Here is a 16,745-nt window from a genome sequence, read left to right on the forward strand (position 1 = left end):
GCCAAGGACAACACCGACCGAGGATCAGCGCCGACCGAGGATCAGCACCCGCGACGGATCAGCGCAGCCCGGCACCGACGCGCACCGTACCGACGGGGACGCCACCGCCGAGCACCCGCTCACCGGTCGCCTCGAGCACCTCGGCCACGCCGTCGGACGCGACGAGCCCGTTCCGCTCGAGCAGGGCAAGGGCCGCCAGGGTGCCGGCCCGCTGCGAGCCGTCGAGCACCTTCACCGCCACCGCCGCGCCGCCGGGCAACCCCATGACCATGACGCCCTCGGCACCGAGCTTCGCCAGCACCTGCAGCCGCTCGATGGTGACCGTGTTCGCACGCCCGACACCGTCGATCGCCCACGGGTGCGCAAGGACCGCGTCGGTCAGCGCGGCGGAGTCGTCGTCGGCCCGTGCCACGACACCGGCGAACCCGCGTGCCAACCCCGTCAGGGTCAGCGGGAACACGGGGGCGCCGCAGCCGTCCGTGCCGACCAGGTCGACGGTCTCGTGCGTGTACTCCTCGACCACGGAACGCACCCGCTGCTGCAGCGGGTGCTCGATGTCGAGGTAGGTGGCCTCGTCCCACCCGTTCACCCGGCAGGCCGCGAGCATGCCGGCGTGCTTGCCGGAGCAGTTCATCGCCAGTCGGCGGGGTCCGTCCATCGTGCGGGCGGTGCCGCGGTCGAACGGCATGTCCGGCGGGCAACCGAGGTCGGCCTCGACGTGGTCGAAGGACTCGAGCATGTGCAGGGCGAGCGCCTGGTGCGCCGCGGTCCCGGCATGGCTCGCGGTGGTGAGGACGAGCTCCTCGTCGGAGAACAGCGCGCCGGCGCGTCGGACCGCCAGGGCCTGGAACGGCTTCATGGTGGAACGCGGGTAGATGCTCGCCGTCACGTCACCCACGGAGTCGATCACCGTGCCGGTCGCGTCGACGACGACGCCGGCACCGACGTGTCGGCTCTCGTCGAACCCTGAGCGTTCGAGCACCGCCAGCTCGACGGAACCGTCGGCGGTGAGAGGATGGCGATCACTGCGGACTTCGGGGCTCACCGTCATGCCGCCATGCTAGCCAAGGCGAAGGGGCACACCCGTGCACGACCACTCCTACGAGGTCTCCGTCAGCTGGACCGGCGACCGCGGGACCGGCACGTCCGGGTACCGCGACTACGGCCGCGAACACGTGGTCTCGGCGACGGGCAAGCCGGACGTCCCCGGCTCTGCCGACCCGACGTTCCGCGGGGACCGTGACCGCTGGAACCCCGAGGAGATGGTGGTCGCGGCGCTGGCCCAGTGCCACATGCTCAGCTACCTGCACGTCGCGGTCACGAAGGGCTTCACCGTCGTGGACTACCAGGACACCGCGACCGCGTCGCTCCGCCTGAACCGTGACGGTTCGGGTGAACTGACCGAGGCGACCCTGCACCCGGTCGTCACGATCCTCGAGGCCGACCGCGTCGCGGACGCCGAAGCCGCACACGTCACCGCCAACCAGCTCTGCTTCATCGCGCGCTCCGTGGCGTTCCCGGTGCACCACGAGCCGCAGCTGGTCGTCCGACCTGCGTCATTGGCAGGGGACTCTTCGACTGGTGGGGCAGACTAGGTCCTCGTGAAGCGTCTCCGCCTGCTCCCGATCGCCATCGTCCCCGCCGTCGTGCTGGGACTCGCCGCCTGCTCCGGCTCCGGTTCGAACGGGTCCTCGGCCTCGCCGACCCCGTCGGCCAGCGCCACGGCCTCGGCGATCACCTCCTGCCCCGACCCGGGCAAGGCCTCCGACGCCGTCGAGGCGACCGGGTCGTTCGGTGGGACGAAGGCCCCGACCGTCAAGTTCGCCTCGGGCCTGTCCGCGAAGACGCCGCAGGCCACCCGGCTCGTGAAGGGCAAGGGCGCGGCGCTCGACGAGGGCGACTACGCGCAGGTGTCCTACAGCGTCTACAAGACGTCGGACGCCAAGAAGCTCGGCACCGTCGGCTTCGACGAGGGCAACCCGCAGGTCCTGTCCGTCGGTGGGTCGGGCTTCGGCGCACTCCTCGCCTGCTCGAAGGTGGGCGACCGGATCGCCGCGGTCGGACAGTCCTCGGCACTCGGGTTCAACACCGGCGGCGAGATCGTGGTCGTCGCCGACGTCGTCGCGCAGACCCCCACCAAGGCGAACGGCACCCCGAAGGACCAAGACCCGGCCCTGCCCACGGTCACGGACAAGTCGAGCGGCGAGCCGGAGATCACGATCCCCGACGGCGTGAAGGCGCCCACGAAGACCACGGTCGAGGTGCTCAAGCAGGGCGACGGCTCCGCGATCGCCGACGGCGACACCGCACTCGTGCAGTACAAGGGCGTCGTCTACGACACGGGCAAGGAGTTCGACTCCTCGTGGTCGAAGGGCGTCCCCACCACCTTCACCGTGTCGGAGAGCGCACTCATCAAGGGCTTCGTCACCGGGCTCGTCGGGCAGAAGGTCGGCTCACAGGTCCTGATCGTCGCCACGCCGGAGGACGCCTACGGCGCCAACCCGCAGGAGGGCTCGGGCATCCCGAAGAACGCCACGCTCGTCTTCGTGGTCGACATCCTCGCCAAGGGCTGATCGTGACGGACGGCGGCCTCGGCAGCACCGGTCCGGCCCGCAGACGCATCGTCGTCCTCGGCAGCACCGGTTCGATCGGCACCCAGGCGCTCGACGTCGTCGCCCGCAACCCCGACCGGTTCGAGGTCGTCGGCCTCACCGCGGGCAGCAACCGCGGCCTCGTCGCCGAGCAGGCCGCCCGTTTCGGCGTGCGCGACACCGCGTTCGGCGCGGCCGACTCGGAACGGCTCGTCCGGAGCGTCGAGGCCGACGTCGTCCTCAACGGCATCACCGGTTCGGTCGGGCTCGGTCCGACGTTGGCCGCACTCGAGAGCGGTGCCACCCTCGCCCTGGCGAACAAGGAGAGCCTGATCGTCGGCGGCTCCCTCGTGCAGCAGGCTGCGGCACCCGGGCAGATCGTGCCCGTCGACAGCGAGCACTCCGCGATCGCGCAGGCGCTCCGCTCCGGCGTCGACACCGAGGTGCAGCGACTCGTCCTCACCGCGAGCGGGGGTCCGTTCCGCGGGCGCACCCGCGAGCAGCTCCGCGACGTCACCCCTGCCCAGGCGCTGGCGCACCCCACCTGGGACATGGGGCTCGTCGTCACGACGAACTCCGCCACCCTGGTGAACAAGGGGCTCGAGGTCATCGAGGCCCACCTGCTCTTCGACGTGCCCTACGACCGCATCGACGTCACCGTGCACGCGCAGTCGATCGTGCACTCGATGGTCGAGTTCGTCGACGGTTCCACCATCGCCCAGGCGTCGCCGCCGGACATGCGCCTGCCGATCGCACTCGGCCTGGCCTGGCCGGACCGGGTGCCCGGCGTCGGCGTGCCGCTCGACTGGACGACCGCGAGCACGTGGACGTTCGAGCCCCTCGACCAGGACGCCTTCGGCGCCGTCGCCCTCGCGAAGCGGGTGGGCGAGCTCGGTGGGACGTTCCCGGCCGTGTTCAACGCCGCGAACGAGCAGGCCGTCGCCGCGTTCCACGCCGGTGCGATCGGTTTCCTGGACATCGTCGACACGGTCGAGCGCATCGTCGAGGAGCACACCGCGGGGGAGCCGTCGCTCGACGGCGTGCTCGCGGCGGAGCAGTGGGCGCGCACCGCTGCGGACCGCGCGCTGACCCGCTGACGCGAGACGCGCCTCCCGTCCGACGCGGAGGCGGCAGACCGCGGACGGCGACGGACAGGAGGCCCGGCTCGCCTCTCAGACGGCGCTCGGCTCCGTCATGGAATCAGTCCCGTACTCTTTCCCGGTGACCGTCGAATCCGTCCTGCTCTTCGTCCTCGGCGTGGTCGTCTTCATCATCGGCCTGCTGGTCTCGATCGGACTCCACGAGCTGGGACACCTGTCCTTCGCGAAGCTCTTCAACGTCAAGGTGACGCAGTACTCGCTGGGCTTCGGCAAGGCGATGTGGTCGTTCAAGCGGGGTGAGACCGAGTACGGGATCCGTCCGATCCTGCTCGGTGGGTACATCTCGATGGTCGGCATGCTCAAGCCGCGCGCCTCGGGCCGGGCGAACGCCATCACGAACACCGGCATGTACGGCGCGTTCGTGCAGGACGCCCGCCAGGCCAGCGCCGAACAGATCGCGGACTCCGGTGGCGACGACTCCCGTGCCTTCTACCGCCTGACGCCGTGGAAGCGGATCATCGTCATGGTCGCGGGCCCGGCCATGAACCTGGTGATCGGCATCGTGCTGTTCGGCGTGCTGCTGTGCGGGTTCGGGGCGCCGACCACGACCTTCACGTCGAGCGTCGGGTGCGTGCTGCCGAACAGCCAGACGACCGAGTGCTCGCCCGGCGACGCGGTGTCCCCGGCGAAGCAGGCCGGCATCGAGTCCGGTGACGTCGTGCTCTCGGTGAACGGCGAGCAGGACCCCACGATCACCCGCGTCTCCGAGGTCTTCCAGGAGTCCGCCGGTGAGCAGGTCACCGTGGTGGTCGAGCGCGACGGTGCCCGGAAGACCCTCGAGATCACCCCGACGACCGCCACCCGCGACGTCTACGACGCCGAGGGCAAGGTCGTCAAGAACGACGACGGCACCACGAAGACCCAGCGTGTCGGCGTGGTCGGCGTCAGCATCGGGCAGTCCCTGGTGCGGCAGTCCCCGGCAGAGGTGCTGCCCGCGACCGGCGCCCAGATCGCGGCGTCGGCGCACCTGATCATCGACCTGCCGCAGCGCCTGGTCGCGGTGTGGAACGCCGCGTTCGGCGCCCAGGAGCGGTCGCAGGACAGCCCCGTGTCGGTGGTGGGCGTCGGCCGTGCGATCGGCGAGGTCTCGTCGATGAGCGGTGTCCCCGTGGTCGACAAGGCGTACACGATCCTCGGGCTGCTGGCCTCGCTCAACATCGGCCTGTTCGTGCTGAACATGGTGCCGCTGCTGCCGCTCGACGGCGGACACATCGCGGGTGCGCTCTGGGAGGCGGTCAAGCGACGGTCGTTCAAGCTCGTCGGCAAGGCGGACCCGGGGCCCATCGACCTGGCGAAGACGATGCCGCTGACGATGGTGGTCGTGGTGCTGCTGGCGGGCATGAGCGCCCTGCTCATCTACGCCGACATCGTTCGTCCGGTGAACCTCTTCGGGTAGGGCTGCCGAGCCACTACGCTCAGCGCATGAGCACAGCCGCCACGAACCCGCCCGAGGTTCGCGCCGTCGAACGCCAGGGGCTCGACGTCATCGCCGAGTCCGACCGGAAGGGCACCCCGAGGGGGCTGTTCTGGCCGTGGTTCGCCGCCAACATCTCTGTCCTCGGCCTGAGCTACGGCTCCTTCGTCCTCGGCTTCGGCATCTCGCTGGCCCAGGCGACGATCGTCTCGGTGATCGGGGTGGTGTTCTCGTTCCTGCTGTGCGGCGTCGTCGCGATCGCCGGCAAACGCGGCTCCGCGCCGACGATGGTGCTGAGCCGCGCCGCCTTCGGGGTCCGCGGCAACCGGGTGCCGTCGTTCCTCAGCTGGGTCCTCACCGTCGGGTGGGAGACGTCGCTCGCCGCCCTGGCTGTCCTGGCGACCTCGACGGTGTTCACCGAGCTCGGCTGGGACGGTGGGGTGCTGACGAAGGTCGTCGCGCTCATCGTGGTTGCCGCACTGATCGTCGGAGCCGGCATCGCCGGGTTCGACGTCATCATGCGCCTGCAGACCGTGATCACCGTCGTTACCGCCGTGTTGACCGTCGTCTACATCGTGCTCGCCGCGCCGACCATCGACTTCGCAGCGCTCGGTGCCCTGCCGTCCGGCAGCGGGCAGAACGTCATCGGGGCGCTCGTCCTCGTGATGACCGGGTTCGGACTCGGCTGGGTGAACGCCGCCGCCGACTACTCGCGGTACCTGCCACGGAACGCCTCGACGGGCGGGGTCGTCGGCTGGACGACGTTCGGTGGTGCCCTCGCACCGGCGGTCCTCGTGGTGATCGGCGTGATGCTGGCGGGGTCGTCACCGGACCTGAACGACGCGATCGGAGCCGACCCGATCGGCGCGCTCACGACGGTGCTCCCGGTCTGGTTCCTCATCCCGTTCGCGATCGTGGCGATCCTCGGGCTCGTCGGGGGAGCCGTCCTCGACATCTACTCGTCGGGCCTCGCACTGCTGAGCGTCGGCGTGAAGATCTCGCGTCCGGCGGCCGCGGGCGTCGACGGTGTGATCATGGTCGCCGGTGCCGTCTACGTCGCCTTCTTCGCGCAGGACTTCATCTCGCCGTTCCAGGCCTTCCTCGTGACCCTCGGCGTCCCGATCGCCGCGTGGGCCGGGATCTTCGTCGCCGACGTCCTGCTCCGTCGACGCGCCTACGCCGAAGCCGAGCTCGACGACCGCCGCGGGCGCTACGGCGACGTCCGGTGGCTGCCCATCGCGCTCGTCGTGCTCGGTACCGTGCTCGGGTGGGGGCTGGTGACGAACACCTACGGCGTCCCGGCCTGGCTCAACTGGCAGGGCTACCTGCTCGGCCCGTTCGGCCTCGGCGGCCGCGAGGGGCCCTGGGCGTACGCGAACCTCGGCGTCCTCGTCGCCCTGGTCGTCGGGTTCCTCGGCACGCTGCTGTTCGCGCGCGGCTCGATCCGCCGTCAGGAAGCACTCGCCACCCCGGACGACCTGCGATGAGCGCGGAGATCCCCGACGACGCCCGGCTCGTCGTGATCGACATGCAGCAGGTCTTCACCGGCGAGAACCCGTGGGCCGCCCCGCGGTACGACCACGCCGGTGCCGGCATCGAGCGACTCCTGCCGCGGTTCACGGGCCGCACGGTGTTCACCCGCTTCGTGGCTCCGGCGGAGCCCCAGGGCGCGTGGGTGCCGTACTACCGCGACTGGCCCTTCGCACTGGTCCCGGACGCCGACCCGCTGTACGCGCTCACCGAGCCGTTCGCGTCGGCGGCAGCGGACCGGAACGACCCCGTCGTGACGGAACCGACCTTCGGCAAGTGGGGCACGAGCCTCCAGGCCGTCGTCGGTGACCACCCGCACCTGGTGCTCACGGGGGTCTCGACCGACTGCTGTGTCCTGTCGACCGCGCTGGCGGCGGCCGACGCCGGTGCGACGGTGACCGTCGTGGCCGACGCCTGCGCCGGCGGGACCGACGAGGACCACGACCGTGCGCTCGCGGTGATGCGGCTCTACGCCCCGCTCATCACGGTCGTGGACTCGGTCAGGGAGCTCTGAACGGACGCACGGGGACCGGACCCGGCACGGTCAGACCGAGCGCGTAGAGTGCTCACGTGCCCGCAGTCAACCTCGGTATGCCCAAGTCCCCCGAAACCCTCGCTCCGCGTCGCAAGTCGCGGCAGATCCGGGTCGGCAAGGTGCTCGTGGGCGGCGACGCCCCGGTGTCCGTGCAGTCGATGACCACGACGCAGACCACCAACATCAACGCGACGCTGCAGCAGATCGCCGAGCTCACGGCCTCGGGCTGTGACATCGTCCGGGTCGCCGTGCCCACGCAGGACGACGCCGATGCGCTGGCGATCATCGCGAAGAAGTCGCAGATCCCCGTGATCGCCGACATCCACTTCCAGCCGAAGTACGTCTTCCAGGCGATCGACGCCGGCTGTGCGGCCGTCCGCGTCAACCCGGGCAACATCCGCAAGTTCGACGACCAGGTCGGCGCGATCGCCAAGGCCGCCAAGGACGCCGGCGTCTCGCTCCGCATCGGCGTGAACGCGGGGTCGCTCGAGCCGAGCCTGCTGCAGAAGTACGGCAAGGCCACCCCCGAGGCGCTCGTCGAGTCCGCCGTGTGGGAAGCCTCCCTGTTCGAGGAGCACGACTTCCACGACTTCAAGATCTCGGTCAAGCACAACGACCCGATCGTGATGGTCAAGGCCTACCGGCAGCTCGCCGCCGCCGGTGACTGGCCGCTGCACCTCGGCGTGACCGAGGCCGGCCCGGAGTTCCAGGGCACCATCAAGAGCGCCACCGCGTTCGGCATCCTGCTGGCCGAGGGCATCGGCGACACCATCCGCGTGTCGCTCTCCGCCCCGCCCGCGCAAGAGGTCAAGGTCGGCCTGCAGATCCTGCAGTCGCTCAACCTGCGCGAGCGCAAGCTCGAGATCGTCTCCTGCCCGAGCTGCGGTCGCGCGCAGGTGGACGTCTACCAGCTCGCGAACGACGTCACGAAGGGGCTCGAGGGCATGACCGTCCCGCTCCGCGTCGCCGTCATGGGCTGCGTCGTGAACGGCCCGGGCGAGGCGCGCGAGGCCGACCTCGGTGTCGCCTCGGGCAACGGCAAGGGGCAGATCTTCGTCAAGGGCCAGGTCGTCAAGACCGTGCCCGAGGCCGAGATCGTCCAGACGCTCATCGACGAGGCGAACCGCATCGCGGACGAGATGGGTCCGGCCGCCGCCACGGGCACGCCCCAGGTGATCATGGCGCCGTAGGCGCGACCACCGCTCCCTGCCCGCCGCCACTAGGCTTGCCCCGTGGTCACACGGCTTTCGCATCTGTTCCTCCGTACGCTCCGCGACGACCCCTCCGACGCCGAGGTGACGAGCCACAAGCTGCTCGTCCGCGCCGGGTACGTCCGTCGCCAGTCCCCGGGGATCTTCGCCTGGCTGCCGCTCGGACTCCGGGTGCGCGCCAAGATCGAGGCGATCATCCGCGACGAGATGGTCGCCGCCGGCGCGCAGGAGGTCCTGCTGCCGGCGCTGCTGCCGCGTGAGCCGTACGAGGCGACGAACCGCTGGACCGAGTACGGCGACGGCATGTTCCGCCTGCAGGACCGCAAGGGCTCCGACTACCTGCTCGCGCCCACGCACGAGGAGATGTTCGCGCTCCTGGTGAAGGACCTGTACTCGTCGTACAAGGACCTGCCGGTGACGCTGTTCCAGATCCAGGACAAGTACCGCGACGAGGCCCGGCCCCGCGCCGGACTCCTGCGCGGCCGCGAGTTCACCATGAAGGACGCGTACTCGTTCGACCTCACCGACGAGGGCCTCGAGCGCAGCTACCAGGTCATGCGCGACGCGTACGAGAAGATCTTCGCCCGCCTCGGCCTCGACTACGTCATCGTCAAGGCCGACGCCGGCGCGATGGGGGGCTCCAAGTCGGAAGAGTTCCTGCACCCGATCGGCGTCGGCGAGGACACCTTCGTCCGCAGCGCCGGCGGCTACGCGGCCAACGTCGAGGCCTACGTCACCCCCGTCCCCGAGTCGCTGCCGATCGAGGGTCAGCCCGAGCCCGTGCTGCTGCCGGCGTCGGACACCCCGACGATCGACACGCTCGTCGCCCACGCGAACCAGGTCGCGCCACGCGAGGGCGCCCCGTGGACCGCGGCCGACACGCTGAAGAACGTCGTCCTCGCGCTCACCCACCTCGATGGCACTCGTGAGGTCGTGGTCGTCGGCCTGCCCGGTGACCGCGACGTCGACCTGAAGCGCGCCGAGGTGTCGTTCGCCCCGGCCGAGGTCGAGGCCGCCGGCGACGACGACTTCAAGAAGCACCGCGGCCTGGTGAAGGGCTACATCGGCCCGCAGGTCCTCGGTGCCGACAGCGCCACCGGCCTCCGCTACTTCGTCGACCCCCGTGTGGTCGACGGCACGAGCTGGATCACCGGCGCCAACGAGCGCGGCGTGCACGTCTCCGGCCTCGTCGCCGGCCGTGACTTCGTGGCCGACGGTGTCGTCGAGGTCTCCGACGTCCGCGCCGGTGACCCGTCCCCGGACGGCTCCGGCCCGCTCGAGACCGCGCGCGGCATGGAGATCGGGCACGTGTTCCAGCTCGGTCGGAAGTACGCCGAGGCGCTCGGTCTCAAGGTGCAGGACGAGAACGGCAAGCTCGCCACGGTCACGATGGGCTCGTACGGCATCGGCGTGACCCGCATCCTCGCGATCCTGGCCGAGTCCCACAACGACGAGAAGGGCCTGGTCTGGCCGAAGAACGTCGCGCCGTTCGACGTGCACATCGTCGCCACCGGCCGTGACCAGGTCGCCTACGAGCTGGCGGCCTCCGTCGTCGCCGAGCTCGAGGGCGAGCGGTTCGACGTGCTGTACGACGACCGCCCGAAGGTGTCGCCCGGCGTGAAGCTCCGCGATGCCGAGCTGCTCGGCATGCCGATCGTCGTCGTCGCCGGCCGCGGCGCCGCCGAGGGCGTCGTCGAGCTGTGGGACCGGGCGACGGGCGACCGCCGCGACGTGCCGGTGGCCGACCTGCTCGACGCGGTCCGCGCGATCTAGACGCGCCCCCTGACGGACGGGCGCGCCCCGCTCAGCCGTGACGCGCCAGCGTCACGCGGGGCGCGCCGACCGAGCCTGCGAGGGAGGGGTGCGACGCCGCCACGGGCCTCCTGTCCGTCTCCTGGTTCTGGGGTACGCTTGTGGCCGACTTCTGCGCAGTTCCACCCCGCAGGAGCGACTCATCTGAATACGGAGGCACCTCGGTGAAGATCGATCTCGCAGTCCTGCGACTCATGGAGCGCGAGCGGGAGATCCCGTTCGACGAGCTCGTCCAGATCATCGAATCTGCCATCCTGACCGCCTACCAGAAGCACGCCGACGAGAACGGCGAGCCGGCCCACGCGCAGTCGCGTGTGGAGCTCGACCGCAAGTCCGGCGAGGTCAGCGTCTACGTCCCCGAGCTCGACGACGAGGGCACCGTCATCGGTGAAGCCGTCGACCAGCCGAGCGACTTCGGTCGCATCGCGGCCTTCGCGGCGAAGCAGGTCATCAACCAGCGCCTGCGCGACATCGGCGACGACAAGATCCTCGGCGAGTTCCGCGGCAAGGAAGGCGACATCGTCGCGGGCGTGGTCCAGCAGGGCCCGAACCCGAAGATGGTGCACGTCGACCTCGGCACGATCGAGGCGATCCTGCCGCCCGAGGAGCAGGTGCCGGGGGAGTCCTACACGCACGGCTCCCGCATCCGCGTCTACGTGACGAGCGTGGCCCGTGGCAACAAGGGCCCGCAGATCATCGTGTCGCGCACACACCCGGGCCTGGTCCGGAAGCTCTTCGCGCTCGAGGTCCCGGAGATCGCGTCCGGTGTCGTCGAGATCACCTCGCTCGCCCGCGAGGCCGGACACCGCACGAAGATCGCCGTCAAGGCGAACGAGCCCGGTGTGAACGCGAAGGGTGCCTGCATCGGTGAGCTCGGCGCACGTGTCCGGGCCGTCACGAACGAGCTCGGTGCCGAGAAGATCGACATCGTCGACTACTCGTCCGACCTGGCGTCGTTCGTCGCGAGCGCCCTGTCGCCGGCCAAGGTGACGAGCGCGTTCGTGCTCGACGCCTCGACGAAGGCCGTCCGCGCGCTCGTGCCGGACTACCAGCTGTCGCTCGCGATCGGCAAGGAAGGGCAGAACGCCCGCCTGGCCGCGAAGCTCACCGGTGCCCGCATCGACATCCAGCCGGACTCCATCCTGGACGGCGAGGACTAGGACGATTTCGCTCCCGGCGCGCCCTGCGAGGGCGCGCCGGATCGCGCACGTCCGAGGCAAGGAGTAGAGTGGTTCCCGTCAGAACGTGCATCGGCAGTCGTCGTCGCGCTTCCCGATCCTCCCTCCTCCGAGTCGTCGCCCTGAGCGACGGTCGTGTCGTGGCGGATCCGAAGGCAGTCATGCCGGGGCGGGGAGCATGGCTCACACCGACCGTCGATGCCTACGATCTGGCCGTCAAGCGCAGGGCTTTCCGCCGTGCGCTCCGGTTGGATCGCGATCCCGACACGTCCGCGGTGCTCGACCACATCGTCGGTCTCCCACAGGAACCGGCCGAGCGCCCGGACATGACAGAACAGGCTGAACGGCTTATGGACAACTGATGAGCGGCTCGAAATGAGACCCGTCATCCATTGAGTCCTGCCCCTTCACGGGGTGGGACCCGTGAAGGAGAACAGTGGCTAAACCACGCGTACACGAGATCGCAAGCGAACTCGGCGTCGACAGCAAGACCGCACTCGAGAAGCTCAAGGAGCTCGGCGAGTTCGTCCGGGGTGCCAGCTCGAGCATCGAGCCCCCCGTGGCACGGAAGCTCCGTGCCGCCCTCCAGGCAGACGGCGCCCCCGCGGCGAAGCCCGCCGCCTCGGCCTCCACGCCGAGCGCACCCGCCAAGGCCAGCGCGCCGAAGTCGAGTGCACCCAAGCCCGGCGGCCCCCGTCCGGGTCCGGCTCGTCCGGCACCGGCTCCCGAGCCCGAGGCCCCGGCAGCACCCGCTGCCGACGTGCCCGCGCCGGCCGCACCGAAGTCCGTCGCCCAGCGACAGGCCGAGGCCGAGGCAGCGCAGAAGGCCCGCGCCGAGAAGCAGGCCGCTGAGCAGCAGGCCGCCGAGGCTGGCGGGACGACCGACGCGGCGCCGAAGTCCGACGCCGTGAAGCCGGGCACCAGCCCGAAGGCTCCCGCGGCCGCCGGTCCGAAGCCGGGTGGCCCCAAGCCCGGTGCACGTCCGGGCAACAACCCGTACTCGTCGAACCAGGGCATGGGCTCGCGCCCGCCGCGCCCCGGCAACAACCCGTACTCGTCCAACCAGGGCATGGGCCAGCGCCCGGCCGCCGGCGCAGCCGGTGGCGGCGGCATCCCGCGTCCGCAGCCCCCGCGTCCGGGCACGCCCCGTCCGGGTGCTCCGCGTCCGGGTGGTCCCGGTCAGGGCAACCGTCCCAACGGCTTCGGGCAGCGCCCGGGCCAGGGTGGTGGCCGTGGCGGCCCCGGTGCCCGTCCGGGTGCCGGCGGCGGTGCCGGTGGCGGCTTCCCGCGTCCGGCCTTCAGCGGCCCGCGTCCCGCCGGTGGCGGTGGCCGTGGTCGTGGCCCCGGTGGTGGTACCGCCGGTGCGTTCGGTCGCGGTGGCGGCAAGAGCCGTGCCCGCAAGTCGAAGCGGACGAAGCGCGCCGAGTACGAGATGCGTCAGGCACCGTCGCTCGGCGGTGTGCAGGTCCCTCGCGGCGACGGCAACACGGTCGTCCGACTCCGTCGTGGTGCGAGCATCTCGGACTTCGCGGACAAGATCGACGCCATGCCCGGCAACCTCGTGACGGTGCTGTTCCACCTCGGTGAGATGGCGACCGCGACCGAGTCGCTGGACGAGGCCACGTTCGAGGTCCTCGGTGACGAGCTGGGCTACAAGATCCAGATCGTCTCGCCCGAGGACGAGGACAAGGAGCTCCTCGAGGGCTTCGACATCGACCTCGACGCAGAACTCGAGGACGAAGACGACGACGTGCTGCAGCAGCGGCCGCCGGTGGTCACCGTCATGGGTCACGTCGACCACGGCAAGACCCGCCTCCTCGACGCGATCCGCAACTCGAAGGTCGTCGAGGGCGAGGCCGGTGGCATCACCCAGCACATCGGTGCGTACCAGATCGTCGCGCAGCACGAGGGCATCGACCGCCCGATCACCTTCATCGACACCCCGGGTCACGAGGCCTTCACGGCCATGCGTGCTCGTGGTGCCCAGGTGACGGACATCGCGATCCTCGTGGTCGCGGCGGACGACGGCATCATGCCCCAGACCATCGAGGCGTTGAACCACGCGCAGTCGGCCGGTGTGCCGATCGTCGTCGCGGTCAACAAGATCGACAAGGAAGGCGCGAACCCCGCCAAGGTCCGCCAGCAGCTCACCGAGTACAACCTGGTGGCCGAGGAGTACGGCGGCGACGTCATGTTCGTCGACGTGTCGGCGCGGCAGAACATCGGCATCCAGGAGCTCCTGGACGCCGTGCTGCTCACCGCGGACGCCGGTCTCGACCTGCGTGCGAACCCCGACAAGGACGCCCGTGGTGTCGCGATCGAGGCCCGGCTCGACAAGGGTCGCGGTGCAGTCGCCACGGTCCTCATCCAGTCCGGCACGCTCCACGTCGGTGACGCCATCGTGGCGGGCACGGCCTACGGCCGAGTCCGTGCGATGACGGACGAGAACGGGGTCGCGGTCAAGGCCGCGACGCCGAGCCGCCCGGTCCAGGTGCAGGGTCTGTCGTCGGTGCCCCGCGCCGGTGACACCTTCCTCGTCACCGAAGAGGACCGCACGGCTCGTCAGATCGCCGAGAAGCGTGAAGCCGCCGAGCGCAACGCCCTGCTGGCGAAGTCGCGCAAGCGCATCTCGCTCGAGGACTTCACCCGTGCGCTCGAAGAGGGCAAGGTCGAGTCGCTCAACCTCATCATCAAGGGTGACGTCTCCGGTGCCGTCGAGGCACTCGAGCAGTCGCTCCTGGACATCGAGGTCGACGACAGCGTCCAGCTCCGCATCCTGCACCGCGGTGTCGGTGCGATCACGGAGTCGGACATCGACCTCGCCACGATCGACAACGCCATTGTCATCGGCTTCAACGTCCGTCCGGACGTCAAGGCCCGTGAACGTGCGGCGCGTGAAGGCATCGACGTGCGCTTCTACTCGGTCATCTACAACGCACTCGACGACATCGAGCAGTCCCTCAAGGGCATGCTCAAGCCCGAGTACGAAGAGGTCCAGTCGGGCGTCGCCGAGATCCGCGAGGTGTTCCGTTCCTCGAAGTTCGGCAACATCGCGGGTGTCATCGTCCGCTCCGGCACGATCACGCGCAACGCCAAGGCGCGCGTCATCCGCGAAGGTGTGGTGATCGCCGATGGCCTGGCCATCGAGTCGCTGCGTCGCTTCAAGGACGACGTGACCGAGGTCCGCACGGACTTCGAAGCCGGTATCGGTCTGGGCAAGTTCAACGACATCCAGATCGGCGACGAGGTCGAGACGACCGAACTCGTCGAGAAGCCGCGCGACTGATCGCGTGACTCCTCTGGGCCCCGGCCTCCCCGTGTGGGAGGCCGGGGCCCGACCCCTTTCCCACGCAGGACCACCGGCGGGAAGCGTCCCGCCACTGCCTCAGGAGGCACCCAATGGCCGATCCGCAGCGCGCACGCAAGATGGCGGACCGCATCAAGGAAGTCGTCGCACGCCGACTCGACAAGGGTCTGCGGGACCCGCGACTCGGGTTCGTCACGATCACCGACGTCCGTGTGACCGGTGACCTGCAGCACGCGTCGATCTTCTACACCGTGTACGGCACCGACGAGGAGCGTGCGGACTCCGCCGCGGCGCTCAAGGCCGCGACCGGCATGCTCCGGTCCGAGGTCGGTAAGAACATCACCGCCCGGCTCACGCCGTCGCTCGAGTTCATCGCCGACGCCCTGCCCGAGACCTCGGCGCACATGGAGGACCTGCTCGTGCAGGCCCAGGTGCGTGACGAGCAGGTGCGGGCAGCCTCGGTCGGCGCGACGTACGCCGGCGACGCCGACCCGTACAAGCGCGACGAGGACGACGACACCGACGACGCCGCCGAGCCCGACGGCTCCGCCGAGCCGCGTTCCTAGATCCCGGGCAGCTGGTAGCCGCTCGCGTCGTCCCCGACGGCCAGTCCGTCACGCAGGAGCGACGCGAGCGCCCGGTCGCGCTGGTCGGCGTCCGGCCACACCGGTTCGATCTCGGACCGGGTGACCGGCACGTCGCTGGCGCGCAGCTCGGCCATGATCAGGCCACGCACCTGGCGGTCACTGCCGGCGAACCTCGCCTGCCGCGGAGCCCGCGGCCCGTCGTGCTCCGGGTACCCGGCCGCACGCCACGCGCAGCGGTCCGCGATCGGGCACGCATCGCACGCGGGGGAGCGGGACACGCACACGAGCGCGCCGAGCTCCATCACGGCCGCGTTCGTGGCAGCTGCGTCGTCCCGGTCCGCCGGCAGCACGGACTCCATCAGCGGGAGGTCCTGCTTCGCCTTCGCCGGCCCGGGTTCGCCCTGGCCGAGGACCGCACGAGCGAGCACACGGCGCACGTTGACGTCCACGACCGGGTGCCGGTCGCCGTACGCGAAGACCGCGACGGCCCGCGCGGTGTAGCCGCCGATGCCCGGCAGTGCGAGCAGCGCGTCGACGTCGCGCGGCACGACGTTGCCGTGGTGGGTCGCGATCGCGGTCGCCGCCGCGTGGAGCGCGAGCGCGCGCCTCGGGTAGCCGAGCCGGTCCCAGGCGCGCACCGCCTCGGACGGCGGCGAGTCCGCGAGGTCGCGAGGCGTCGGCCACCGGGTGAGCCACGCCTCCAGACGGGGGATCACGCGCGCGACCTGCGTCTGCTGCAGCATGATCTCGCTGACGAGCGTCCCCCACGCGGGGAAGCCGGGGCGGCGCCACGGCAGGTCCCGCGCCTGCTGCCGGAACCACGCGATCAGCGGGGTCGCGATGTCGGGCCGTTCCGGCGTGGCCGGCTCCTGCACACCGCGTCGCGCGGTCGGTTTGTCCACATCCGGTCTGGAGGCACGACTCGCGTTCACCTCGACAGCCTACGGTGGACGCATGGCACGCTGGGCACCCGAAGAGACCGACACGATGGCTGCGATCGCCGCAGAGGCGATCGCGCAGGTCGGCACGAACCGCACGGTCATCGGTGTCGACGGGCAGGACGGCACCGACCTCGAGCGGGTCGCGGCCGCGCTCGTCACCGGTTTCGAGCAGCACGGGGTCTCCGCGATGGCGGCCGCCGCGCCGTCCGCCGACCAGGACACGCTGCGGTCCGACCTGGTGACGCCCTTCCGCACGACCGGAGCCGGTGACGGTGTCCTGATCGTGCACGGACGGGGCGTCCTGGCCCCCGGGGTGCGCACCCTGTGGCGCTGGTCGCTGTGGGTGGAGCAGGAGTCCGGTCGGCTCGAGCGCCGCGCCGACGTGAAGATCGCAGCCTCCGCCGTGCTCGACGTCACCGATCCCGAGCACCCCCGCCGCGAGTGGAACGACGCCTGCTGACCGGCGCTGGTAATCTCGC

Annotated in this window: 15 protein-coding genes; 13 read left to right on the forward strand and 2 right to left on the reverse strand. The window is 70.6% G+C overall.

Annotated elements, in window-relative coordinates; all coding sequences use genetic code 11:
* Positions 1-58: 58 nt before the first annotated feature.
* A complete protein-coding gene (locus DEJ00_RS03030) occupies positions 59-1,051 on the reverse strand; it encodes an asparaginase (RefSeq protein WP_071244782.1) in 993 nt (330 codons plus the stop codon).
* A gap of 34 nt (positions 1,052-1,085) precedes the next feature.
* On the opposite strand from DEJ00_RS03030, the gene DEJ00_RS03035 reads away from it, so the two are divergent.
* The 12 genes from DEJ00_RS03035 to rbfA all read left to right on the forward strand — a co-directional run bounded on the left by DEJ00_RS03035 (position 1,086) and on the right by rbfA (position 15,304).
* A complete protein-coding gene (locus tag DEJ00_RS03035) occupies positions 1,086-1,595 on the forward strand; it encodes an OsmC family protein (RefSeq protein WP_027465770.1) in 510 nt (169 codons plus the stop codon).
* A gap of 6 nt (positions 1,596-1,601) precedes the next feature.
* Entirely contained in the window at positions 1,602-2,573 is a 972-nt protein-coding gene (locus DEJ00_RS03040; RefSeq protein WP_071244781.1) for an FKBP-type peptidyl-prolyl cis-trans isomerase, read from the forward strand.
* Positions 2,574-2,575: 2 nt separating this feature from the next.
* Positions 2,576-3,688: a 1-deoxy-D-xylulose-5-phosphate reductoisomerase gene (dxr, locus tag DEJ00_RS03045; protein ID WP_111056385.1), complete on the forward strand. Its 1,113-nt coding sequence runs from the start codon at positions 2,576-2,578 to the stop codon at positions 3,686-3,688.
* 124 nt (positions 3,689-3,812) lie between these two features.
* Positions 3,813-5,147 (forward strand): RIP metalloprotease, encoded by a 1,335-nt coding sequence (locus DEJ00_RS03050; RefSeq protein ID WP_176708898.1) that lies wholly within the window; start codon positions 3,813-3,815, stop codon positions 5,145-5,147.
* A 26-nt stretch (positions 5,148-5,173) separates the two neighbouring features.
* A complete protein-coding gene (locus DEJ00_RS03055; protein WP_111056387.1) occupies positions 5,174-6,652 on the forward strand; it encodes a cytosine permease in 1,479 nt (492 codons plus the stop codon).
* The gene (locus DEJ00_RS03060; RefSeq protein ID WP_181440075.1) at positions 6,649-7,209 is read left to right on the forward strand and encodes a cysteine hydrolase family protein; all 561 of its coding nucleotides are present in this window, start codon (positions 6,649-6,651) and stop codon (positions 7,207-7,209) included. Before DEJ00_RS03055 ends, DEJ00_RS03060 begins: the two co-directional genes overlap by 4 nt.
* Before the next feature lie 56 nt (positions 7,210-7,265).
* Positions 7,266-8,420: a flavodoxin-dependent (E)-4-hydroxy-3-methylbut-2-enyl-diphosphate synthase gene (ispG, locus tag DEJ00_RS03065; RefSeq protein ID WP_173034028.1), complete on the forward strand. Its 1,155-nt coding sequence runs from the start codon at positions 7,266-7,268 to the stop codon at positions 8,418-8,420.
* 42 nt (positions 8,421-8,462) lie between these two features.
* Positions 8,463-10,214, forward strand: a complete 1,752-nt coding sequence (locus DEJ00_RS03070) for a proline--tRNA ligase (RefSeq protein ID WP_027465763.1) — start codon at positions 8,463-8,465, stop codon at positions 10,212-10,214.
* A 203-nt stretch (positions 10,215-10,417) separates the two neighbouring features.
* Positions 10,418-11,413: a transcription termination factor NusA gene (gene nusA / locus DEJ00_RS03075; RefSeq protein WP_027465762.1), complete on the forward strand. Its 996-nt coding sequence runs from the start codon at positions 10,418-10,420 to the stop codon at positions 11,411-11,413.
* A gap of 68 nt (positions 11,414-11,481) precedes the next feature.
* Positions 11,482-11,793 (forward strand): YlxR family protein, encoded by a 312-nt coding sequence (locus DEJ00_RS03080; RefSeq protein WP_031259737.1) that lies wholly within the window; start codon positions 11,482-11,484, stop codon positions 11,791-11,793.
* Between the two features lie 74 nt (positions 11,794-11,867).
* A complete protein-coding gene (infB, locus tag DEJ00_RS03085) occupies positions 11,868-14,717 on the forward strand; it encodes a translation initiation factor IF-2 (RefSeq protein WP_111056388.1) in 2,850 nt (949 codons plus the stop codon).
* A 113-nt stretch (positions 14,718-14,830) separates the two neighbouring features.
* On the forward strand, positions 14,831-15,304 hold the full coding sequence (gene rbfA, locus DEJ00_RS03090) for a 30S ribosome-binding factor RbfA (RefSeq protein ID WP_027465760.1): 474 nt from the start codon (positions 14,831-14,833) through the stop codon (positions 15,302-15,304).
* Here rbfA and DEJ00_RS03095 read toward each other — a convergent pair.
* Entirely contained in the window at positions 15,301-16,227 is a 927-nt protein-coding gene (locus DEJ00_RS03095) for an A/G-specific adenine glycosylase (RefSeq protein WP_375537586.1), read from the reverse strand. The genes rbfA and DEJ00_RS03095 overlap by 4 nt on opposite strands.
* A gap of 52 nt (positions 16,228-16,279) precedes the next feature.
* Between DEJ00_RS03095 and DEJ00_RS03100 the strand changes: the two genes are divergently transcribed.
* Positions 16,280-16,726: a hypothetical protein gene (locus tag DEJ00_RS03100; protein ID WP_051596740.1), complete on the forward strand. Its 447-nt coding sequence runs from the start codon at positions 16,280-16,282 to the stop codon at positions 16,724-16,726.
* Positions 16,727-16,745: the final 19 nt, after the last annotated feature.

It is taken from the genome of Curtobacterium sp. MCLR17_039 (genome assembly GCF_003234745.1).
Lineage (GTDB): Bacteria > Actinomycetota > Actinomycetes > Actinomycetales > Microbacteriaceae > Curtobacterium > Curtobacterium flaccumfaciens.

Excerpts from the sequence above, each read along its gene's own strand:
- DEJ00_RS03030 (WP_071244782.1), bottom strand. The coding sequence starts at position 1,051 with ATGACGGTGAGCCCCGAAGTCCGCAGTGATCGCCATCCTCTCACCGCC.
- DEJ00_RS03055 (WP_111056387.1), top strand. The coding sequence starts at position 5,174 with ATGAGCACAGCCGCCACGAACCCGCCCGAGGTTCGCGCCGTCGAACGC.
- DEJ00_RS03060 (WP_181440075.1), top strand. The coding sequence starts at position 6,649 with ATGAGCGCGGAGATCCCCGACGACGCCCGGCTCGTCGTGATCGACATG.
- rbfA (WP_027465760.1), top strand. The coding sequence starts at position 14,831 with ATGGCCGATCCGCAGCGCGCACGCAAGATGGCGGACCGCATCAAGGAA.
- DEJ00_RS03100 (WP_051596740.1), top strand. The coding sequence starts at position 16,280 with ATGGCACGCTGGGCACCCGAAGAGACCGACACGATGGCTGCGATCGCC.